We start from the raw sequence: 21,765 nt of genomic DNA, 5'->3' as shown, positions 1-21,765 counted from the left end.
GCGGCCGTTTCGCGTCAGGCCTGCTTCTTCACCGCCTCGACCGCGGCCAGCTGCAGCCGCAGGGCCCACAGCGCCTTTTCGTCCTCGGGCGTCAGGGCAAGCGACCCCGTCAGCCGTCCCTCGCGCTGAAGCGTGTCCAACAGACGCAGCATCACCGCAAGCGCGTCGCCGATCCGCCCGATTTGGCGGCCATAGCTGCCGACGTCATCCAGCACGCGGTCCTCGACATCGGGGCGCGGTGTCTGGCCGACGACGATGTTGAAGACCGAGAAGGTCGCATTCTGGAACCACGGAAGGATCGATTGCGACAGGGCCCGCGGGGCCAGGTTCAGTTTTGCCATACTCGTACTCCGGTGAGGGGGACTCATGCGGCTGCAGTTTGTCACGCGAAGCGTTAACCGTCTGTTCATCTTTCTGCTGCGCTTGGCGTGGGTCGGGATTAAGAGGATTTTCAGCAAAGTCCTCACGAGGCTGCCCGTCCCGATGTCCCTGTTCGCAACCCTCTTCGGTCGCCGCGCGGCAGAGGCGCGCAAGCCCCGGCCGCCGGCCGGCGCGCCAAGGCCCGACTCGCGTGCCGAAACCCGGGCGGACCCGAGGGCCGCGGCCAGGGCCGCGCAGGAGCCCGAGCCGGCCGCGGCACTGACGGATGCCGAGATCCTGAGCGGGCTGAACGCGCTGGCGGCCGACGCGCTGGCCAGCGGGCGGGTCGACAAGGCGCGGGCGGCCCGGCTGGCGCAGGCCGCGCGCGGGCGCTGGACGGATGCGGAATTCGCCGGGGCGGTGCGGCAGGCGGCCGATCGTCAGATGCGGATGATGCGCGCGCGCGAGCGCGAGGCGGCGCCGCTCGACCCGCTCGCCGCTCGCGCGGCCGCCGGCTATCGCGCCAGCAGCTCCTTCAGCCTGTAAAGCTCGGTCAGCGCCTCGCGCGGGGTCATCTCGTCGGGATGCAGGCCCGCCAGATGCGCCTCGGCCGCCGAGGGGCCCGCGGGCGCGGCCACCGGGGCAGGGATCGGCGGCGCCTGCAGTGCCGAGAATAGCGGCAGGTCGTCGATCACCGCGGCCTTGCGCCCGCCCCCCTCGCGTTCGCCCTTCTCCAGCGCGTCCAGCACCACCTTGGCGCGGTCGATCACCGCCGGCGGCAGGCCCGCGAGCCGCGCCACCTGCACGCCATAGCTGCGATCGGCCGCGCCGCGCCGCACCTCGTGCAGGAAGATCACCTCGCCTTCCCATTCCTTGACCGAGACCGTCGCGTTCTCGACCCCGTCAAGCTTCGCCGACAGCGCGGTCATCTCGTGGTAATGCGTCGCGAACAGCGCCCGGCACCGGTTCTGGCCGTGCAGGTGTTCCATCACCGCCCAGGCGATCGACAGACCGTCATAGGTCGCGGTGCCGCGGCCGATCTCGTCAAGGATCACCAGCGCGCGGTCGTCGGCCTGATTGAGGATCGCCGCCGTCTCGACCATCTCGACCATGAAGGTCGATCGCCCGCGTGCGAGGTCGTCGGCGGCGCCGACGCGGCTGAACAACTGGCTGACGAGGCCGATGCGGGCCGAGGCCGCCGGCACGTGGCTGCCCGCCTGCGCCAGAAGCGCGATCAGCGCGTTCTGGCGCAGGAAGGTCGATTTGCCGGCCATGTTCGGCCCGGTGATCAGCCAGATCGCCGGGGTCTCGCCGCTGGTCAGGGCGCAGTCGTTGGCGACGAAGGGCGTGCCCGAGCGCGAGAGCGCGCGCTCCACGACCGGGTGGCGCCCGGCCTCGATCTCGAAGGCGCGGCTCGCGTCGATCTGCGGCTCGCACCAGCCCTCGGTCGCCGACAGCTCGGCGAAGGCGGCGGACAGGTCGATCTCGGCCAGCGCCCGCGCCGCGGCGCCGATCCGCGCCGCCTCGACCAGAACAGAGCCTTTCAGGCCGTCATAGAGCCGTTTCTCGATCTCGAGCGCGTGATTGGCCGCGTTCAGGATCCGGGTTTCCAGCGACGACAGCTCGACGGTGGTGAACCGGACCTGGTTCGCGGTGGTCTGGCGGTGGATGAAGGTCTCGTTCAGCGGGGCCGACAGCATCTTCTCGGCATGGGTCGCCGTCGTCTCGATGAAATAGCCCAGCACGTTGTTGTGCTTGATCTTCAGCGACTGCACGCCGGTCTGGGCGATGTAGTCGCCCTGCATCCGCGCGATCACGCCGCGACCCTCGTCGCGCAGGGCGCGGGTCTCGTCCAGCTCGGGCTGGTAGCCGCTGGCGATGAAGCCGCCGTCGCGGGCCAAAAGCGGCGGCTCGGCCACCAGGGCCGCGTCCAGCAGCGCCAGCAGCGCGTCATGGCCCGACAGGTCGCCCGCGGCGCGCGCCAGCCGCTCGGGCACCGCGTCGCGCCCAAGCAGGTCGGCGATCTGCGCGGCCTCGGCCAGCCCGGCGCGGATCGCCGCGAGGTCGCGCGGGCCGCCGCGATCGAGCGCGAGGCGCGACAGCGCCCGGTCCATATCGGGCACCCGGCGCATCCCGTCGCGCAGATCCTCGCGGAACCGACCCTGTTCCAGCAGGAAACCGACGGCGGACAGCCGGTCGCGCACCTCTGCCAGGTCGCGCGAGGGCGCCGAGATCCGGCGCTCCAGAAGCCGCGCGCCCGCGGCGGTGACGGTGCGGTCGATCGCCGACAGCAGCGAGCCTTCGCGCCCGCCCGACAGCGCCTGCGTCAGCTCGAGGTTGCGCCGGGTCGCGGCGTCGATCTGCATCGCGGCGCCGGCGGCCTCGCGCGCCGGCGGGCGCAGGAGCGGCAGGCGGCCGCGCTGGGTGAGTTCGAGATAGTCGACGATGCCGCCAAGCGCCGCCAGCTCGGCGCGCTCGAAGCTGCCGAAGGCCTCGAGCGTCTCGACCCCGTAGAGCGCGCACAGCCGCCGCTCGGCCCCGGTGCTGTCAAAGCTCGCGCGCGCAAGCGGCGTGAGCGAGAGGCCGAAATCAGAGACGATCTCGGCGCAATCGGCCTCGCGCGCCTCGCTGACCAGGAGTTCGCGCGGGGCAAGGCGGGCAAGCTCGGGCGCGAGGCGCATGAGCGGGCAGGGGGTGACGCGCAGCTCGCCCGTCGAGATGTCGCACCAGGCAAGCGCCGCCTCGTCGCGGACCTCGGCCCAGGCGCAGAGCCAGTTCGCGCGGCGGGCATCCAGCAGGCTTTCCTCGGTCAGCGTGCCCGGCGTGACCAGCCGCACGACGTCGCGGGCGACGACGGATTTCGAGCCGCGCTTCTTCGCCTCGGCCGGGTCCTCCATCTGCTCGGCGATGGCGACGCGGAAGCCCTTGCGGATCAAGGTCAGCAGGTAGGCCTCGGCCGCGTGGACGGGCACGCCGCACATCGGGATGTCCTGGCCCAGGTGCTGGCCGCGCTTGGTCAGCGAGATGTCGAGCGCCGCCGAGGCCGCGACGGCATCGTCGAAGAACATCTCGTAGAAGTCGCCCATCCGGTAGAACAGCAGCGCGCCCTCGTTCGCGGCCTTGATCTGCAGATACTGCGCCATCATCGGCGTGACGGTTCCGTCGGCCACTTCGCACCCCTTGGTCTCGGTCGAGGCCGGACCCTAGCCCAGCGGGCGGAGGGACGAAAGGGCGGGGGCGCCGCCCCCGCGCCCCCGGGATATTTGGACCAATGCGAAAGGGTGCTGCGGCGCGGCGGGAGATTTCGTTGTCGGACGGGGGGTTTCTGGGTAAGCAGCCCGGGCTTGCATGAACCCCGAGGCCCGGTATGTCGAAGACCCGTATCACCCCCGAAGAGGCGCTGGCCTATCACCTGGAGCCGACGCCCGGGAAATACGACATCGTCGCCTCGACGCCGATGGCGACCCAGCGCGACCTGAGCCTGGCCTACAGCCCCGGCGTCGCCGTGCCGGTCGAGGCGATCGCGAAGAACCCCGAGACGGCCTATGACTATACCGTCAAGGGCAACATGGTCGCGGTGATCTCGAACGGGACAGCGATCCTGGGGCTTGGGAACCTCGGTGCGCTCGCGTCGAAGCCGGTGATGGAGGGCAAGGCGGTGCTGTTCAAACGCTTCGCCGACGTCAACGCCATCGACATCGAGCTGGCGTCGGAGGACCCCGAAGAGATCATCCGCGCGGTCAAGCTGATGGAGCCGACCTTCGGCGGCATTAACCTCGAGGACATCAAGGCGCCCGAGTGCTTCATCATCGAGCAGCGGCTGAAGGAGGAGATGGACATCCCCGTCTTCCACGACGACCAGCACGGGACGGCGGTGATCTGCGCCGCGGGGCTGATCAACGCGCTGGAGATGACGGGCAAGAAGATCGGCGATGTGAAGATCGTGCTGAACGGCGCCGGCGCGGCCGGCATCGCCTGTCTCGAACTGCTGAAGTCGATGGGTGCCAAGCATGACAACTGCATCATGTGCGACACCAAGGGTGTCATCTACCAAGGCCGCACCGAGGGGATGAACCAGTGGAAGTCGGCCCATGCCGCGCGCACCGAGGCGCGCACGCTGGAAGAGGCGATGCGCGGCGCCGACGTGTTCCTGGGCGTGTCGGCCAAGGGCGCGGTGACGCAGGAGATGGTGCGCGCGATGGCCGACAACCCGGTCATCTTCGCCATGGCCAATCCCGATCCCGAGATCACGCCCGAGGAGGCGCACGAGGTGCGCCCGGATGCGATCGTCGCCACCGGGCGGTCGGACTATCCCAACCAGGTCAACAACGTCCTGGGCTTCCCCTACCTGTTCCGCGGCGCGCTCGACATCCATGCCCGCGCGATCAACGACGAGATGAAGATCGCCTGCGCCCAGGCGCTGGCGGCGCTGGCGCGCGAGGACGTGCCCGACGAGGTCGCGGTGGCCTATGGCCGCAAGCTGTCGTTCGGGCGCGACTACATCATTCCCACGCCCTTCGACCCGCGGCTGATCTACACCGTGCCGCCCGCCGTCGCGAAGGCGGGGATGGACACCGGCGTCGCCCGCCGTCCGATCATCGACATGGACGGCTACACGCAGAGCCTGCGGGCGCGGATGGACCCGACCGCCTCGATCCTGCAGGCGATCCACGCCCGCGCCCGCGCGGCGCAGAGCCGGATGATCTTCGCCGAGGGCGACGATCCGCGCGTGCTGCGCGCGGCGGTGGCCTGGACGCGCGGCGGCATGGGCCGCGCGATCGTCGTCGGGCGCGAGGCCGACGTGAAGCAGAAGCTTGAGGAGGCGGGCCTTGGCGACGCCTGGCGCGAGATCGAGGTGGTGAACGCCGCCAACACCCGCCATTTCGAGACCTACAAGGCCTTCCTCTACGACCGGCTGCAGCGCAAGGGGTTCGACGCGCAGGACATCCACCGCCTGGCCGCGCGCGACCGCCATGTCTTCGCGGCGCTGATGCTGGCGCATGGTCACGGCGACGCGATGCTGACCGGCGCCACGCGCAAGTCGGCGCATGTGCTCGAGCTGATCAACCACGTCTTCGATGCCGATGCCGCGGCCCATGCCGTCGGCATCACCGCGCTGCTGCATCGCGGGCGGATCGTGCTGATCGGCGACACGCTGGTGCAGGAGTGGCCCGAGGCCGCGGACCTTGCCGACATCGCCGAGGCCGGGGCCAAGGTGGCGCGGGGGCTCGGCCTCGATCCGCGGGTGGCCTTCGTCAGCTTCTCGACCTTCGGGCACCCGGTGTCGGAGCGCGCGACCAAGATGCTCGAGGCGCCGCGGGTGCTCGACCGGCGCGGGGTCGATTTCGAATACGATGGCGAGATGACCGTCGACGTCGCGCTGAACCCCGAGCAGCAGGCGATGTACCCGTTCTGCCGCCTGTCGGGCCCGGCCAACGTGCTGGTGGTGCCGGCGCGTCACTCGGCCTCGATCTCGGTCAAGCTGATGCAGGAGATGGCCGGGGCGACGGTGATCGGGCCGATCCTCGTCGGCGTCGAGAAGCCGGTCCAGATCTGCTCGACCGTGTCGACGGTGAATGACATCCTGAATATGGCAGCGATCGCGGCCTGCCGGATCGGGCAGGCGAAGTGACGGGACGCCGGGGGGCTGCCGCCCCCCGGACCCCCCGCGGATATTTGCACAAAGTCGAGAAAGGGCCCTGCGTGGCGATCTGGAACCTTGGGTCGATCAACATCGACCATGTCTATGCGGTGCCGCACCTGCCCGCGCCGGGAGAGACGCTGACGGCCACGGCCCACAGCATGGGCCTTGGGGGCAAGGGCGCGAACCAGTCGGTGGCGGCGGCGCGCGCCGGCGCGCAGGTCGTGCACCTGGGCGCGGTCGGGGCGGATGGCGCTTGGACGCTTGAGCGGATGGCGGCCGCCGGGGTGACGGTCGACAAGGTGCTGCGCACCGCGGCGCCGACCGGGCATGCCAACATCTACGTCGATGCGGCCGCCGAGAACGTGATCGTCATCCTCAGGGGTGCGAACTGGGCCGCCGGGCCCGAGGTGTTCGGGCCGCTGGCGGCGGCCGCCGCGGGGGATACGCTGCTGCTGCAGAACGAGACCGCGTACCAGGCCGAGGCTGCGGCGGCGGCGGGGGCGCGCGGGCTGCGGGTCATGTATTCCGCGGCGCCGTTCGAGCTTGGTGCGGTGCGCGCGGTGTTGCCGCATGTCTCGGTCCTCGCGCTCAATGCCGGCGAGGCGGCCGAGCTGACGCGGGCGCTCGGCTGCGGGCTGGAGGAGGTGCCGGTGCCCGAACTTCTGGTGACGCGCGGCAGCGCGGGCGCCGAATGGATCGAGACCGCGACCGGCACCCGCCTGCACCAGCCCGCGTTCCGGGTGACGCCGGTCGATACCACCGGGGCGGGGGACTGCTTCGCCGGTGTCTTCGCCGCGGCGCGCGATCGGGGCGAGACACCGGCCGCGGCCCTGCGCGAGGCGGCGGCGGCCGCGGCGATCCAGGTCACGCGCCCGGGTGCCGGCGACGCGATGCCCTCGCGCGACGAGATCGCGGACTTCCTCGCCCGCCACGGCTGATCGCCGCGCATCGGGTCTGGCGGCCGCCGCGGCGGCCGCTAGTCTGGCCCCGGGACGCCACCCGGCTGGGCGGGGCCGGGACAGGACCGCGAACAGAAACGGGAACGGGGACGTGCGATGCGGATCGCGATGTGGTCGGGGCCACGCAACCTTTCGACGGCGATGATGTACAGCTTCGCCGCGCGCGGCGACTGCGCGGTCTGGGACGAGCCGTTCTATGCCGCCTACCTGGACCGCAGCGGCATCGATCACCCGATGCGCGACGAGATCCTCGTCGCCCATGACCGCGACCCGGGCAGCGTCGCCGCCGCCTGCGCCGGCCCGGCGCCCGGCGGGAAGGCGCATTTCTACCAGAAGCACATGACCCTGCACATGATCCCCGGCATCGACCGCGGCTTCATGGCGGCGTGCGAGAACGTCTTCCTGATCCGCCACCCGGCCCGGGTGGTGGCAAGCTATGCCAGAAAGCGCGAGGGGCCGACGCTTGAGGATATCGGCTTCCTCCAGCAGGCGCGGCTTTTCGACGAGACCGCCGACCGGCTGGGCCGCGCGCCGCTGGTGATCGACAGCGCCGACATCCGCGCCGATCCCGCGGGCAAGCTTTCGGCGCTTTGCGCGGCGCTCGGGCTGCCGTTCACCGAGGCGATGCTGCGCTGGCCCGCCGGGCCGAAGCCCTATGACGGCGTCTGGGCCCCGCACTGGTATGGCGCCGTGCACCGTTCGTCCGGCTTCGAGGATGCGGAGGGCCCGCTGCCCGCGCTCTCGCCCGACTACGCCGCCTTGGCCGAGGCCGCGCTGCCGCATTACCAGCGCCTCGCCGGCTACCGGCTGTAAGGGCTGACCCCGCGCGAGGCTGGCGCGGCGGGGCGGGCCGTGGGATGATCGGCCAGAGACCCTCGGGGGAGGATGGACCCATGACCGATCACAGCACCGCCGCGATCATCGCGGTCATCGACCTGACCAATCTCGAGCCCGGCGCCCCGGCTGCCGCGATCGAGGCGCTGTGCGCCAAGGCGCAGCGCTTCGGCACCGCGGCCGTCTGCGTCTTTCCCGAGCATGTCGCGCTTGCGCGGCGCTGCCTCGCGGGCAGCGGCGTCAGGGTGGCGACTGTCCTGAACTTCCCGACCGGGCGCGCCACGCTCGAGGCGGTGCTGGCCGAAGCGGCCCATGCCGTGGCCGAGGGCGCCGAGGAGCTGGACCTTGTGGTGCCCTACGCTCTGCCGCACCCGGCGCGCGCGACCGAGACGATGGTGTCGGCGGTCAAGGCCGCGCATCCGGACCTGCCGCTGAAGGCGATCCTCGAGACCGGCGAGATGGAGAGCGACGAGCGTCGCGCGCTGGCGCGCGCCGCGATCGGCGGTGGCGCCGATTTCCTCAAGACCTCGACCGGCAAGACCCCGCACGGGGCCTCGCCCGAGGCGGCGGCGGATCTTCTGGCCGAGATCGCGGCGTCGGATCGCGATCTCGGGCTGAAGGTCTCGGGCGGGATCCGCGACCGGGCGGCGGCGCTGGGCTATCTGGCGCAGGCGCGGGCGGCGTTCGGGCCCGAGAATGCCGGGCCGGGCATGTTCCGCATCGGGTGCTCGGGGCTTTTGGATGCGCTGGTCGGCCAAGCCGGCACCGCGACCGCCTATTGAGGGCGAGGGGGCGGCGCGCCACCCCTCCGGCCGGTCCGGGCACCGGCTTCGGCTCCGGGCCCGGATGCCTCGGCGATCAGCGGGCGCCGGTGACGAAGGTGCTGTCGGTGATGACGAGCGGGCCGCGCACGTAGTTCGAGGTCACGAAGGACACGATCTTGTCCGAGCCGGTCGCCGTCGGGTCGAGCTGGACGTAGATGCGCATGTTGTTGCCGGTGCCTTCCTGCGCGAAGCCGTGGACGCGGCCGATCAGCTTGCCCGATCCGTCAACCACAGCGCGATCGTTCAGGCTGCCGGTGGCGTCGAAATTGGTGTTGGCACGCGACGCGACCTTCGCGCTGCGGGGCGAGAAGCCCATCGGGTCGTCGCCGCCGTAGATGTCGAGGGCGAGAGCGGAGCTGGCCGAAAGCGCAACGGCAGCGATGCCGGCAAGGATCGGGGCGAGAGTGCTGAGACGAGCGGACATTTAGATCTCCTATCCAATATCAGGACGTTAGCGGGGAGAGAGGCGGGGACTTGCGCTGCCCTTCCACGTCCGGTGTCCCTGATTTAGGCATTCCGCGAACGAACGAAACTATCCAAACTGAACGGTTCATTGTTTTTTTGCGCACAGGTGACGTCGCGGCCGCGCGCTTCGTGCGATGATGTGAGATCCGGAATTCACCAATGAAAACGGCCGGCCCCGAGGGGCCGGCCGATGATCGTGCAACCTTTGGTGGAGATCACTTCACGCGGGCATTGCGCGTCGCGATCAGCTTCAGCCGCAGGGCGTTGAGGTGGATGAAGCCCGCCGCGTCGCGCTGGTCGTAGGCGCCGGCATCCTCTTCGAAGGTCACGTGCTTCTCGGAGTAGAGCGAGTGATCCGACCAGCGGGCCACGGTGCGCGCCACGCCCTTGTAAAGCTTCAGCCGGACGGTGCCGGTCACGTGCTCTTGCGTCTTGTCGATCAGCGCCTGCAGCGCCTCGCGCTCGGGCGAGAACCAGAAGCCGTTGTAGATCAGCTCGGCATAGCGCGGCATGATCGAGTCCTTCAGGTGACCCGAACCCGAGTCGAGTGTGATCTGCTCGATGCCACGGTGCGCTTCCAGAAGGATCGTGCCGCCGGGGGTCTCGTAGACGCCGCGCGACTTCATGCCGACGAAGCGGTTCTCGACGAAGTCCAGCAGGCCGATGCCGTGCTTGCCGCCCAGTTCGTTCAGCTTGGTCAGGATCGTCGCGGGGCTCATCGCCTCGCCGTTGATCGCGACCGCATCACCCTTCTCGAAGGTGATCTCGATCATCTCGGCTTCGTTCGGCGCATCCTCGACCGCGACGATGCGCTGCGCGACATAGTCGGGCGCCTCTTCGGCCGGGTTCTCCAGCACGGTGCCCTCGGACGAGGTGTGCAGCAGGTTCGCGTCGACCGAGAACGGCGCCTCGCCGCGCTTGTTCTTCGCGATCGGGATCTGGTTCGCTTCCGCGAATTCCAGAAGCTTGGTGCGCGATGTCAGGTCCCACAGCCGCCAGGGGGCGATGGTCTTGATCGAGGGATCGAGCGCTGCGACGCCCAGCTCGAAGCGCACCTGGTCGTTGCCCTTGCCGGTCGCGCCATGCGCAACCGCGTCGGCACCCGACTTCTGCGCGATCTCGACGAGGTACTTCGAGATCAGCGGCCGCGCGATCGAGGTCCCGAGCAGGTAGAGACCCTCGTAGACCGCGTTCGCCCGGAACATCGGGAAGACGAAGTCATTCACGAATTCCTCGCGCAGGTCGACGATGTGGATGTTCTCGGGCTTGATGCCAAGCATTTCTGCCTTGGCGCGGGCGGGCTCGAGTTCCTCGCCCTGGCCGAGATCGGCGGTGAAGGTCACGACCTCGCAGCCGTATTCCGTCTGCAGCCATTTCAGGATGATCGAGGTGTCGAGGCCGCCGGAATAGGCGAGTACGACTTTCTTGGGCGCGGACATCGGCGGCTCCGTGTGGGACGTGTCAACTGACCCGCCCGCTTAGTGCCTTTTTGCCAATGGGACAAGGCTCGCGGGGCCCGGGGGGCGGGGCAAAATTGTATCCCGCGCAATCGCGCCGTGCCGCGGCCGCCCCAGTTCGCCCGCTGTCGGCCCGCTGGCAGCCCCGGCCCGCATCAGTCCGCGTCGCGCAGCCGCGCCACGACCTCTGCCGCGCGCGCCTCGTCCGCCCGTGCGGCCGACAGCCGGTCCGCCGTCGCTTCCTCGGCCGCATGCGCCGCGGCGAGGTCCTCTTCGTGGCGGCGGGCCGCAGCCAGCTCCTCGGCCAGAACCTCGGACGACATCCCGTAATTCGGCGCCTCGTAGACCAGCGCGTCGATGTCGGCCTCGATGAAGGTGATGCTGCGCCCGGTATAGGTCTGGGTGATGTCGGCCAGCGCATCCAGGGCCAGGTCGTGGCTGCGCTGGGCCGCAAGGCGGTTGATGCGCGCAAGGCTGCAGGCCTCGATCGCCAGCACGAGGTGGCTGTCGCCGGGCCCGCCGGCCGAAACCTTGCGCAGGGCCGCGGCCTCGCTCACGGCGGCGAGGCAGGTGCCGGCCACCGGCTCGGCCCGCAGGCCGGCGGGCACGAGGCCGATGCCGGCGAGCAGCGCAAGGGCGCCGGTACGCGCGACGGCAGAGAGACAGACAGACGGGTGCACGGAACCGACCTCCTCACGGGGAACGCGGGCAGGCTGACGCCGGATCATGGCTTAACTAAGCCGCGGTCGCGAAACCCGGCTTTCTTGACACCGCGCGATTATCGTGGCGGTTGGCGACAATCCTGACCGGCAGGGGGCCGAAGACCATGACCGACGTCACAACCGCGGCACGTGCCGCCACAGCCGCGCTGCGCGACCTGTTCGACCCGACTCCGCTGCAGCTGAACGACTATCTCTCGGCCAAGTACGGCGCCGAAGTCTGGCTCAAGCGCGAGGACCTGACCCCAGTGCGCAGCTACAAGCTGCGCGGCGCCTTCACCGCGATGCGCAAGATCCGCGAAAGCGATCCGGCCGCCGATCACTTCGTCTGCGCCAGCGCGGGCAACCACGCGCAGGGGCTGGCCTATGCCTGCCGCCATTTCGGCGTGCGCGGCACGATCTTCATGCCGGTGACCACGCCGCAGCAGAAGATCGACAAGACCCGCGCCTTCGGCGGCGCCGGCGTGACGATCCGGCTGACCGGCGACTATTTCGACCAGACGCTCGCCGCCGCGCAGGCCTTCTGCACCGAGGCGGGCGCCCGCTTCCTCGCGCCGTTCGACGATCCCGACGTGATCGAGGGGCAGTCCTCGGTCGCGGTCGAGATGCTCGAACAGCTTGGCCGGGCGCCGGATCTGGTGGTGTTGCCGGTCGGCGGGGGCGGGCTGGCCGCGGGCGTGACCGGCTATCTGCGCGCCGCCGCGCCGCAGACCGACTTCCGCTTCGTCGAGCCCGCGGGCGGCGCCAGCCTGCAGGCGGCGCTCCGTGCCGGCGGGCCGGTGACCCTGCCGCGGGTCGACAGCTTCGTCGATGGCGCCGCGGTGGCGCGGATCGGCGCGCTGCCGTTCGAGCGGCTCGCGGGCTTCTCGGCGGCGCAGGTGCTGCTCGCGCCCGAGGACCGGATCTGCACGACGATGCTGACCATGCTGAATGTCGAGGGCGTGGTGCTCGAGCCCGCGGGGGCGCTGTCGATCGACGCGCTGGCCGATCTGGGCCCCGAGATCCGCGGCAAGACCGTCGTCTGCGTCACCTCGGGCGGCAATTTCGACTTCGAGCGCCTGCCCGAGGTCAAGGAGCGCGCGCAGCGCTTCGCCGGGGTCAAGAAGTACTACATCCTGCGGATGCCGCAGCGGCCCGGTGCGCTGCGCGAATTCCTGGCGATGCTGGGTCCCGAGGATGACATCGCGCGGTTCGAGTACCTCAAGAAATCGGCACGGAATTTCGGCTCGGTCCTGATCGGGATCGAGACGTCGGATCCGGCGAATTTCGCGCATCTGACCGGGCAGCTGGACGCGGCCGGTTTCAGCTATCGCGACATTTCCGAGGACCCGCTGCTTGCCGAATTCCTGATCTGAGCCAGAGGTCTCTGGCCCGCCCTGCCGCGTCCGGTGCGGACGGGCCGGGCGGGGCCTAGGCCGCCGCGCCCCAGCCCGGGCCGATGCCTTCAAGGAACTGGGTGCGCGATTCCTCCCATGTCTTGCAGATCGCGGGCACGTCGACGCTGGCGCCATCGCCGCGCGCGGCGCAGCGCTCGCCGTCCTGGCACAGGCTTGCCAGTGCCTCGAACCCGAGGTTCCAGGCGCTGCCCTTCAGGAAATGCATGTCATCCTCGCGCCGGTCGATCCGATCCGGCACCCGCGCGAGAAGCGATTCCACCTCTTCGAGGAACAGTTCGGCCACCTCGCGAAAGCCTTCGGCCCCGAGCTCGTACCGCAGCTCGGACACGCGGTCCCAATCGATCATCGATCATCCCCTTCATCCGACGCCCCCACGCCATCGGGACGCACCCTAGCGCCCCGGGCTGAAGAGCCGGTTAAGCCGGGCCCTGCGCCACTGGCCCGCCAGCGGCCCGCCGCCGGCCCGCCACTGGCCCGGCCCGGTTCATCCCGCGCGATCCGCCGTTGAGACTTGCTTCACCCCCCGGCGTCAGTCTGGCGCCCGCGAGGGCCGCGGCGGCGCGGACCCGGGCCGAGGGCCCGCGACGGGAGAATGCGCGCGACGATGGCCGACACGGCGGACAGCAGCACGACCGCGCCCGGCAGCGGCATCGCGGGCCGGGCCGGCGCGGTGCGACGGGTGCTCGTGGTCGACGACAGCCGGATGCAGCGCCGCTTCGTCGCGCGCCTGCTCGCCCCGCACGGCTACGAGGTCGACGAGGCCGCCTCGATGGACGAGGCATTGGAGATCGCCGCGATCACGCCCCCGGACCTGGTGCTGTCGGACTGGGTGATGCCCGGCGGCGACGGGCTGACATTGTGCGCACGGCTGCGCGCCTCGGCCGCCGGCTACATCTATTTCATCCTGATGAGCTCGCGCACCGAGAAGCAGCAGATCTCGGCCGGGCTCGAGGCCGGGGCGGACGATTTCCTGACCAAGCCCGTCCACCTGCAGGAACTCGTCGCGCGGATCCACTCGGGCGCCCGTGTGCTGGACATGGAGCGGCGCCTTCGCCGCAAGGCCCGGCTTCTGGCCGACACGCTCGACGAGCTGCGCCAGGCGCAGGACGCGATGGACCGCGACCTGCAGGCGGCCCGGCGCCTGCAGGAGCGGCTGGTGCCGGAACGCTTCCGCGATTTCGGCGGCACCCATATCGCGCTGATGCTGCGCCCGACCGGGCAGCTGGGCGGCGACCTCGTGGGCTTCTTCCCGATCAACGCGCGACGGATCGGGCTGTTCGCGCTCGATGTCTCGGGCCACGGCGTCGCGGCGGCGCTGGTCGCGGCGCAGCTGGCCGGCCGTCTCGCCGCCGGCGCGCCCGAGCGCAACGTCGCGCTCTACGAGACCGAGCTTGGCATCTACGACGGCCGCCCGCCGGCCGAGGTCGCCTCGGCGCTCAACCGCCTGATGCTGGGCGAGTACGAGGGCGAGAGCTATGCCACGCTGCTCTACTGCGACCTTGACATGGTGACGGGGCGGGCGCGGCTGGTGCAGGCCGGCCACCCCCATCCGCTCCTGCTCGGCTCGGACGGCGGGATCGAGGCGCTGGGGGCAGGCGGCTTCCCGATCGGGCTGATCGAGGATGCCGATTACGACGAGACCGAGGTGACCCTGACGCCGGGCGACCGTCTGCTGATCCTGTCCGACGGCCTCGGCGATACCGTCACCGGCCAGCTCGGCGCGGCGCTGGCCGGGCTCTGGCCCGCGGGGGCCTGGCTCGAGGGGCCGGATTTCCTCGAGCGGCTGGAGACCGGACTGCGGGCCTCGGCCGGGCGGTTCGACGACGATGTCTCGGCGGTGCTGATCGACTACCGCCGCGCCAAGCCCGAGGGATGACGCTCAGCCGAGCGCCAGCGCCCGCAGCAGGAACATCCGGTCACCGTCGTTGCCGACCGCGGCGATCGCGTCGCCCGGCGGCATCCAGACCGCCGCGTGCCCGGGCTCGCTCGGCGGGCCGCGGCGCAGGATCGGCCGCGCGAGGTAGACGGTGCAGATCTTCTCGGCCCAGAGATCGTATTCCGGCATGTAGGTGAAGCGCCGGAACGTGCCCAGCCGACGCGCGACCGCCGCCGACCAGCCGGTTTCCTCGAAGATCTCGCGCGTCAGCGCCGGGATCGGCTGCTCGCCGGGATCGATGCCGCCGCCGGGCAGCTGGAACTCGGGCACCGGGGCCGCCTGATGGGTCAGCAGCACCGCGCCATCGCGCAGCAGCACCGCATAGGCCCCTGGGCGGCGGCGATAGACCCGGTCCGCGCGCGGCGGCTTTCCGATGCGCCTGATCATGCGACCCCCTTGGTTCCCCGATTGCCGTGCCTATATGGTCGCGGTATGCCAAGGCCCGAACGCCGAGGAAACCCCCCATGATCCCCGATCGCCCGCGCGCGCCGGAAGGTGCCGCCGCCGTCGGGAAGGAATTGCCATGACCACCCTGTCGCAGATCGCCTGGGACGACACCGTCCTGCCCTTCCAGCTCGACCGCAGCGACATCCGCGGTCGCATCGCGCGCCTTGACGGCGTGCTGGAACGCGTGCTCCGCCAGCACCATTATCCCGCCCAGATCGAGGCGCTGGTGGCCGAGGCGGCGCTGCTGACCGCGCTGATCGGCCAGACCATCAAGCTGCGCTGGAAGCTGTCGCTGCAGATCCGCGGCGACGGCCCGGCGCGCATCATCGCCACCGACTACTACGGCCCCGAGGCCGAGGGCGAGCCCGCGCGCATCCGCGCCTGGGCCAGCTTCGACGAGACGCGGGTCGACGGGGCCGCGAAGCCCTTCGACCTGATCGGGCAGGGCTATTTCGCGATCCTGATCGACCAGGGTGCCGGCATGACCCCCTATCAGGGCATCACGCCGATCGCCGGCGGCTCGCTGTCGTCCTGCGCCGAGACCTATTTCGCCCAGTCCGAACAGCTGCCGACGCGCTTCGCGCTCAGCTACGGTCGCTCGACCCTGCCGGGGCAGGCGGAGCGCTGGCGCGCCGGCGGCGTGATGATCCAGCACATGCCCAAGGCCTCGCCCTTCGTCGCCTCGGAAGGCGGCTCGGGCGAGGGCGGGCTTCTGGCCGCGACCGACATCCTCGAGGGGGACGAGGGCGACAACTGGAACCGCGCGAACCTGCTGCTCGACACGGTCGAGGATCTCGAGCTGATCGGCCCGACGGTGCAGCCCACCGACCTGCTGGTGCGCCTGTTCCACGAAGAGACGCCGCGGGTCTTCGACGCCCAGCCGGTCGAATTCGGCTGCACCTGCTCGCCCGACAAGGTGCGCCAGTCGCTGTCGATCTACTCGGCCAAGGACATCGGCCACATGACGACGGACGAGGGCATCGTCACCGCCGACTGCCAGTTCTGCGGCGCGCATTACGAATTCGACCCGAAAACGCTCGGGTTCGAGGCCGAGAAGCCCGCCGGGGACGACCAGCCCGGACCGGGCGATGCCTGACGCCTCCGCCCCGGCCGCGCGGTTCACCGAAGCCTGCCTGCGCGCCGCCGTCGCGGGGGCGGCGCCGGCCGGGGCCCCGCGGTCGTCCGATTACGAGATGACGGCGGGTCTCGTGCCGCCGGCGAACCGCAGGCTGCGCGCCGCGGGCGTGCTGGCGGCGTTCCGCGATGGTCCCTCGGGGCCGGAACTGCTGCTGACCAAGCGCTCGCCGCGCCTGCGCCACCACCCCGGCCAGATCGCCTTCCCCGGCGGCAAGCTCGATCCCGGCGACGCCGACCCGATCGCTGCCGCCCTGCGCGAGGCGCGCGAGGAGATCGGCCTTGGACCGTCGCAGGTCGAGCTTCTGGGCACCATGTCCCCGCACGAGACCGTCACCGGCTTTCTGTGCACCCCCGTCTTCGGCTGGATCGCCGGGGAATTCACGCCCGTCCCCGAGGCGGGCGAGGTGGCCGAGGTGTTCTCGGTGCCGCTCGCGCATGTCGCCGACCTGTCGCGCTATCGGCTGGAGCGGCGGCGCTGGCTGGGCGAATGGCGCGCCTATTGGTCTGTTCCCTACGGCCCCTACTACATCTGGGGGGCGACCGCGCGAATGCTGAAGGCGCTGGCAGAGCGCATGGCCCATGAAGATCGCGGCTGAGATCCTCGCGCGGCCGGGCCTCGCGCCGGTGATGGCGGCGCTTGCGGGCGGCGGGCACCGGGCGCTGCTGGTGGGCGGCTGCGTGCGCAACGCGCTTCTGGGCGCGCCGGTGACCGACATCGACATCGCCACCGACGCGCGGCCCGACCGGGTGATCGCGCTTGCGCAGGCGGCCGGGCTGAAGCCTGTGCCGACCGGCATCGCGCACGGCACCGTCACCATCGTCTCGCAGGGCGCCCCGCACGAGGTCACCACCTTCCGCCGCGACGTCGAGACCCACGGCCGCCACGCCACCGTCGCCTTCTCGACCGACATCGCCGAAGACGCGGCGCGGCGCGACTTCACCATGAACGCCCTCTATGCCGAGGCCGACGGCACGGTCATCGACCCGCTCGGCGGCCTTGCGGACCTGCGCGCGCGCCGGCTGCGCTTCGTGGGCGAGGCCGGGGCGCGGATCCGCGAGGACTACCTGCGCATCCTGCGCTTCTTCCGTTTTCACGCCTGGTACGCCGATCCTGCCGGCGGCATCGACCCCGAGGGCCTCGCCGCCTGCGCTGCCGGTCGCGACGGGATCGAAGGCCTCTCGCGCGAACGGATCGGCGCCGAGATGAAGAAGCTCCTGTCCGCCGCCGACCCGGCGCCAGCGGTCGCGGCGATGGCGCAGGCGGGCTGCCTTGCCCCCGCGCTGCCCGGCGCCGATCCGCGTGCGCTCGCCCCGCTGGTCTCGTTTTCGGCCGAAACAGACCCGATCCTGCGCCTTGCCGCCCTCGGCGGCGAGGATCCGGCGACCGCGCTGCGCCTGTCCAGGGCCGAGGCGAAGCGCCTCGCCGCGCTGCGCGACGGGGCGACAGGGCTGGCCAGCCCCGCGGTCCTCGGCTGGCGCCTCGGCGCGCGCGACGCGGCCGGCGCGCTCGCCCTGCGCGCGGCGCTGCTCGGGGCGCCGCCCCTCGATGCCGGCTCCGAGATCGCCCGCGGCGCCGCGGCCGCCTTCCCGCTCAAGGCCGCCGACCTCGCGCGCGCGGGCCTCGCGGGGCCCGCGCTCGGCGCCGCGCTGAAGGCGGCCGAGGCGCGCTGGATCGCAAGCGACCTCACCGCGACCCGGGCCCAGCTCCTGTCCTGACGCCGCGCCCTCGACTTTGCCGGAAATATCCCGGGGGGGTCGCGCGTCCCGCGCGATGGGGGCAGCGCCCCCGCCTGTTTCCCTTTTGTTGCGGGCCAACTATATCCAAGGCTCGCCGTCGCCGCCCAAGGCCCCGCTTCCTCAAACCCCGGCAGGCAGATGTTCCGCTTCTTCGAGACCCTGGTCGACCCGTTCCAGAGCTATGCCGAGACCGACGCGCCCGCGCGGCGGCTGTGGCCGTTCCTGCTGTCGCAGGCGCGTCCGTTCCGCGGCGTCTTCGTCGCGACCGGGCTGCTGTCGATGATCTCGGCCTTCATCGACGTGGGCATGATCTGGTACGTCGGCCGCGTGGTCGACCTCTTGGGCGCGGGCAGCCCGGCCGAGGTGATCGCGGCGCATGGCGCCGAATTCCTGGCGGTCGCGCTCTTCGTGCTGATCGTGCGGCCGGTGCTCGTGGTGGGGACGGTGGCGCTCCTGCACAACACGATCCTGCCGAACTTCGCGACGCTGGTGCGCTGGCGCGCCCATCGCCACGTGCTGCGCCAGCCCGTCGGCTGGTTCGAGAACGACTTCGCCGGGCGCATCGCCAACCGCATCATGCAGGCGCCGACCGCCGCCGGCGACGCGGTGTTCCAGACCTTCGACGCGGTCGCCTTCGCGGTCACGACCGTCATCGGCTCGCTGCTGATGCTCGCGGGGACGGATGCGCGGCTGATGATCCCGGTGATCCTGTGGCTGTGCGCCTATCTCGCGCTGATGCGCTGGACGATCCGGCGCGCGGGGCCGGCGGCCAAGGCCTCGTCCGACGCGCGCTCGGCGATCACGGGCCGGGTCGTCGACAGCTATTCCAACATCCATTCCGTCAAGCTCTTCGCCCATCACGACCGCGAGCTGACCTATGCCCGCGAGGCGATCGAGACCGCGCGCGACACGCTTGCGCGCGAGATGCGGATCATCACCCGGATGGATCTCGTCCTGACGGTGCTGAACGGCGTCATGATCGTGGGCATGATCGCGCTGTCGATCCTGTTCTGGGTCCAGGGCAGCGCGAGCGTGGGCCTTGTCGCCGCCGCCGCGGCGCTGGTGCTGCGGCTCAACAACCTGACCTACTGGATCATGTGGGCGACGACCAACCTCGTGAACGCGCTTGGCACCGTGGCCGAGGGGATGGAGACGATCACCGCCCCCGTCACCCTCACCGATGCCGCCGCCGCGCGCCCGCTCGCGCTGACCGAGGGCCGGATCGCGATCCACGGCCTCACGCATCACTACGGCCGCCGCTCGGGCGGGCTCGAGGCGCTCGACCTCGTGGTCGCGCCGGGCGAGAAGGTCGGCATCGTCGGCCGCTCGGGCGCGGGCAAGTCGACTCTCGTGAAGCTGATGCTGCGCTTCTACGACGCCGAGGCCGGCCGGATCGAGATCGACGGCCAGGACATCGCGGCGGTCACGCAGGACAGCCTGCGCCAGGCGATCGGCATGGTGCAGCAGGACACCTCGCTGCTGCACCGCACCGTGCGCGACAACATCCTGTACGGCCGGCCCGACGCGACCGAGGCCGAGATGGTCGCCGCCGCGACCCGGGCCGAGGCGCATGACTTCATCCTGACGCTGCAGGACCAGCACGGCAACCGCGGCTATGACGCGCAGGTGGGCGAGCGGGGGGTCAAGCTGTCGGGCGGTCAGCGCCAGCGCATCGCGCTTGCGCGGGTGATCCTCAAGGATGCGCCGATCCTGATCCTGGACGAGGCGACCTCGGCGCTCGACAGCGAGGCCGAGGCGGCGATCCAGCAGACCCTCTACGGCGTGATGGAGGGCAAGACCGTGCTCGCCATCGCGCACAGGCTCTCGACCATCGCGGCGATGGACCGCATCGTGGTGATGGACCAGGGCCGCATCGCCGAGATCGGCAACCACGACGCGCTTCTGGCCCGCCAGGGGCTTTATGCCGGGTTCTGGGCCCGGCAGTCCGGGGGCTTCCTCGGGACCGACGAGAACGAAGAGGCCGCCGAATGAAACACCCCGCCGCCTTCATCGACGCGTTCCAGCCCGCCGAGGGGCCGCCGCCGGACCGGCTGGGGCGGTTCTTCGGGTGGTGTCTGTCGGGCGCCTGGCCGGCGCTGGGCTGGGGCGCGGCCTTCTCGGCCGCCGCCGGCACGATGGAGATCATCTCGGCCACGATCCTGGGCTGGGTGATCGACGCGGTGGTCGGCACGCCGGTGGGCCAGGCCTTCAGCGCGCATTGGCCGCTTCTGATCGGCGCGATCGTCTATTTCATCCTGCTGCGCCCGGTGGTCTTCGGGCTGAACGCCGCCTCGAACGCGCTGGTGGTGCAGCCCAACATCCTGCCCCTGGTGCTGTCGCGGCTGCACCGCTGGACGATGGGCCAGTCGGTGACCTTCTTCGACAACGACTTCGCCGGCCGGATCGCGCAGAAGCAGATGCAGACCGCCCGCGCCGTGACCGATGTCGCCTCGGAATTCGTCAACACCGTCTGCTTCGCCTTCGCCTCGGTCGTGGGCTCGGCGATCTTCCTGATCGCCATCGACGGCTCGATCGCCGTGGCGCTCGTGGTCTGGCTCGGGCTCTATCTCGGGATGATCCGCTGGTTCATGCCGCGCATCCGCACCCGGTCGGCCGCGCGCGCCTCGGCGCGGGCGATGGTGACGGGGCAGGTCGTCGACACGATCACCAACATCAAGACCGTCAAGCTCTTCGCCCATTCCGACCACGAGGACCGCGCCGCGCTGGCCGCGATGGCGGGCTTCCGCGAACGCGCGCTTGATTTCGGCTATGTCTCGGCCGGGTTCCGCGCCGCGCTGATGCTGATTTCGGGCCTGTTGCCGGTGATCCTGATCGGCGGCACGATCTGGCTGTGGAACGAGGGCGTCGCCTCGACCGGCGAGATCGCCGCCGCCGGCACGATCGCGATCCGCATCGCGCAGATGACCGGCTGGGTCTCGATGTCGCTGATGAACATGTACGGCTCGGTCGGCGAGGTCGAGGACGGGATGAACACCCTGTCGCCCCGCCACACGCTGACCGACGCCGAGGGCGCCGCCCGGCTTGACGTGCCGCGCGGCGAGGTCGCCTTCGATCACCTGACCTTCACCTATGGCCGCAAGGAGGGGGGGCTGTCCGACATCGACCTCACCATCGCGCCGGGCGAGCGGCTGGGAATCGTCGGCGCCTCGGGGGCGGGGAAATCGACCCTCGTCTCGGTCCTGCTGCGGCTCTACGACGTCGAGCAGGGCGCGGTGCGGATCGACGGCACCGACATCCGCACCGTCACGCAGGAAAGCCTGCGCCGCCAGATCGGCATGGTCACGCAGGAAACGGCGATGTTCAACCGCTCGGCGCGCGACAACATCATGTACGGCAACCCGCTCGCCTCGGAAGAGGACATGATCGCCGCGGCCAAGGCCGCCGAGGCGCACGAGTTCATCCTGAACCTGCGCGACCATGCCGGCCGCAAGGGCTATGAGGCGCATCTGGGCGAGCGGGGGGTGAAGCTCTCCGGCGGTCAGCGCCAGCGGATCGCGCTGGCGCGTGCCTTCCTCAAGGACGCGCCGATCCTGGTGCTGGACGAGGCGACCTCGGCGCTCGACAGCGAGGTCGAGGCCTCGATCCAGGAGGCGCTGACCCGGGTGATGGAGGGCAAGACCGTCCTCGCGATCGCCCACCGCCTCTCGACCATCGCCGAGATGGACCGGATCGTGGTGCTCGAACAGGGCCGGATCGTCGAACAGGGCAGCCATGCCGAGCTTCTGGAGCGAAACGGGCTTTACGCGCGCTACTGGAACCGGCAATCGGGCGGCTTCATCGGCACCGAGGACGAGGATGCCAAACCCAACCGAGCCGCCGAGTGACGCC

Annotated in this window: 19 protein-coding genes; 12 read left to right on the top strand and 7 right to left on the bottom strand. The window is 70.8% G+C overall.

The annotated features are described in order from the left end of the window. Positions 1-14 precede the first annotated feature (14 nt). On the bottom strand, positions 15-341 hold the full coding sequence (locus tag V8J39_RS11410) for a hypothetical protein (RefSeq protein WP_336461002.1): 327 nt from the start codon (positions 339-341) through the stop codon (positions 15-17). Positions 342-366: 25 nt separating this feature from the next. On the opposite strand from V8J39_RS11410, the gene V8J39_RS11405 reads away from it, so the two are divergent. Next, positions 367-906 carry a hypothetical protein gene (locus V8J39_RS11405; RefSeq protein ID WP_336461001.1) on the top strand — a complete coding sequence of 180 codons (540 nt, stop codon included), beginning with the start codon at positions 367-369 and terminating at the stop codon, positions 904-906. On the opposite strand, the gene mutS is transcribed toward V8J39_RS11405, so the two are convergent. Beyond that, entirely contained in the window at positions 876-3,530 is a 2,655-nt protein-coding gene (mutS, locus tag V8J39_RS11400) for a DNA mismatch repair protein MutS (protein WP_336461000.1), read from the bottom strand. The genes V8J39_RS11405 and mutS overlap by 31 nt on opposite strands. A 197-nt stretch (positions 3,531-3,727) precedes the next feature. Here mutS and V8J39_RS11395 point away from each other — a divergent pair, with 197 nt between their 5' ends. From V8J39_RS11395 to deoC, 4 genes are all read left to right on the top strand, one after another. After that, positions 3,728-5,992, top strand: coding sequence for an NADP-dependent malic enzyme (locus V8J39_RS11395; RefSeq protein WP_336460999.1), 2,265 nt, complete (start codon positions 3,728-3,730; stop codon positions 5,990-5,992). Positions 5,993-6,063: 71 nt separating this feature from the next. Beyond that, positions 6,064-6,942, top strand: a complete 879-nt coding sequence (locus V8J39_RS11390) for a ribokinase (RefSeq protein WP_336460998.1) — start codon at positions 6,064-6,066, stop codon at positions 6,940-6,942. A gap of 117 nt (positions 6,943-7,059) precedes the next feature. Beyond that, on the top strand, positions 7,060-7,776 hold the full coding sequence (locus V8J39_RS11385; protein ID WP_336460997.1) for an HAD family hydrolase: 717 nt from the start codon (positions 7,060-7,062) through the stop codon (positions 7,774-7,776). 80 nt (positions 7,777-7,856) lie between these two features. Further along, complete coding sequence (deoC, locus tag V8J39_RS11380) at positions 7,857-8,579, top strand: deoxyribose-phosphate aldolase (RefSeq protein WP_336460996.1); 723 nt, start codon at positions 7,857-7,859, stop codon at positions 8,577-8,579. A gap of 76 nt (positions 8,580-8,655) precedes the next feature. Here the strand turns inward: deoC and V8J39_RS11375 are convergent, their stop codons facing one another. From V8J39_RS11375 to V8J39_RS11365, 3 genes are all read right to left on the bottom strand, one after another. Further along, on the bottom strand, positions 8,656-9,045 hold the full coding sequence (locus tag V8J39_RS11375; protein WP_336460995.1) for a hypothetical protein: 390 nt from the start codon (positions 9,043-9,045) through the stop codon (positions 8,656-8,658). 256 nt (positions 9,046-9,301) lie between these two features. Then, complete coding sequence (locus tag V8J39_RS11370; RefSeq protein ID WP_336460994.1) at positions 9,302-10,525, bottom strand: argininosuccinate synthase; 1,224 nt, start codon at positions 10,523-10,525, stop codon at positions 9,302-9,304. A 173-nt stretch (positions 10,526-10,698) separates the two neighbouring features. Next, on the bottom strand, positions 10,699-11,223 hold the full coding sequence (locus tag V8J39_RS11365) for a hypothetical protein (protein WP_336460993.1): 525 nt from the start codon (positions 11,221-11,223) through the stop codon (positions 10,699-10,701). A 146-nt stretch (positions 11,224-11,369) separates the two neighbouring features. Between V8J39_RS11365 and ilvA the strand changes: the two genes are divergently transcribed. Further along, positions 11,370-12,617 (top strand): threonine ammonia-lyase IlvA, encoded by a 1,248-nt coding sequence (gene ilvA, locus V8J39_RS11360; protein ID WP_336460992.1) that lies wholly within the window; start codon positions 11,370-11,372, stop codon positions 12,615-12,617. 55 nt (positions 12,618-12,672) lie between these two features. Here ilvA and V8J39_RS11355 read toward each other — a convergent pair whose 3' ends face one another. Next, positions 12,673-13,005, bottom strand: coding sequence for an Hpt domain-containing protein (locus tag V8J39_RS11355; protein ID WP_336460991.1), 333 nt, complete (start codon positions 13,003-13,005; stop codon positions 12,673-12,675). A gap of 258 nt (positions 13,006-13,263) precedes the next feature. Here V8J39_RS11355 and V8J39_RS11350 point away from each other — a divergent pair, with 258 nt between their 5' ends. Beyond that, a complete protein-coding gene (locus tag V8J39_RS11350; RefSeq protein ID WP_336460990.1) occupies positions 13,264-14,535 on the top strand; it encodes a PP2C family protein-serine/threonine phosphatase in 1,272 nt (423 codons plus the stop codon). A gap of 3 nt (positions 14,536-14,538) precedes the next feature. Here the strand turns inward: V8J39_RS11350 and V8J39_RS11345 are convergent, their stop codons facing one another. Beyond that, a complete protein-coding gene (locus tag V8J39_RS11345) occupies positions 14,539-14,982 on the bottom strand; it encodes an NUDIX hydrolase (protein WP_336460989.1) in 444 nt (147 codons plus the stop codon). 136 nt (positions 14,983-15,118) lie between these two features. Between V8J39_RS11345 and hslO the strand changes: the two genes are divergently transcribed. The 5 genes from hslO to V8J39_RS11320 all read left to right on the top strand — a co-directional run bounded on the left by hslO (position 15,119) and on the right by V8J39_RS11320 (position 21,761). Continuing rightward, the gene (gene hslO, locus V8J39_RS11340) at positions 15,119-16,138 is read left to right on the top strand and encodes an Hsp33 family molecular chaperone HslO (protein WP_336460988.1); all 1,020 of its coding nucleotides are present in this window, start codon (positions 15,119-15,121) and stop codon (positions 16,136-16,138) included. Further along, positions 16,131-16,775 carry a CoA pyrophosphatase gene (locus tag V8J39_RS11335; RefSeq protein WP_442902579.1) on the top strand — a complete coding sequence of 215 codons (645 nt, stop codon included), beginning with the start codon at positions 16,131-16,133 and terminating at the stop codon, positions 16,773-16,775. The genes hslO and V8J39_RS11335 overlap by 8 nt, the downstream gene beginning before the upstream one ends. After that, entirely contained in the window at positions 16,759-17,895 is a 1,137-nt protein-coding gene (locus tag V8J39_RS11330; RefSeq protein ID WP_336460987.1) for a CCA tRNA nucleotidyltransferase, read from the top strand. The genes V8J39_RS11335 and V8J39_RS11330 overlap by 17 nt, the downstream gene beginning before the upstream one ends. A gap of 159 nt (positions 17,896-18,054) precedes the next feature. Next, positions 18,055-19,908 carry an ABC transporter ATP-binding protein gene (locus V8J39_RS11325; protein ID WP_336460986.1) on the top strand — a complete coding sequence of 618 codons (1,854 nt, stop codon included), beginning with the start codon at positions 18,055-18,057 and terminating at the stop codon, positions 19,906-19,908. Beyond that, positions 19,905-21,761, top strand: coding sequence for an ABC transporter ATP-binding protein (locus V8J39_RS11320; protein ID WP_336460985.1), 1,857 nt, complete (start codon positions 19,905-19,907; stop codon positions 21,759-21,761). The genes V8J39_RS11325 and V8J39_RS11320 overlap by 4 nt, the downstream gene beginning before the upstream one ends. Positions 21,762-21,765: the final 4 nt, after the last annotated feature.

Source organism: Frigidibacter sp. MR17.24, from assembly GCF_037095655.1.
Classification (GTDB): Bacteria; Pseudomonadota; Alphaproteobacteria; order Rhodobacterales; family Rhodobacteraceae; genus Frigidibacter.
This window is presented reverse-complemented; position numbering and strand designations above follow the sequence as displayed.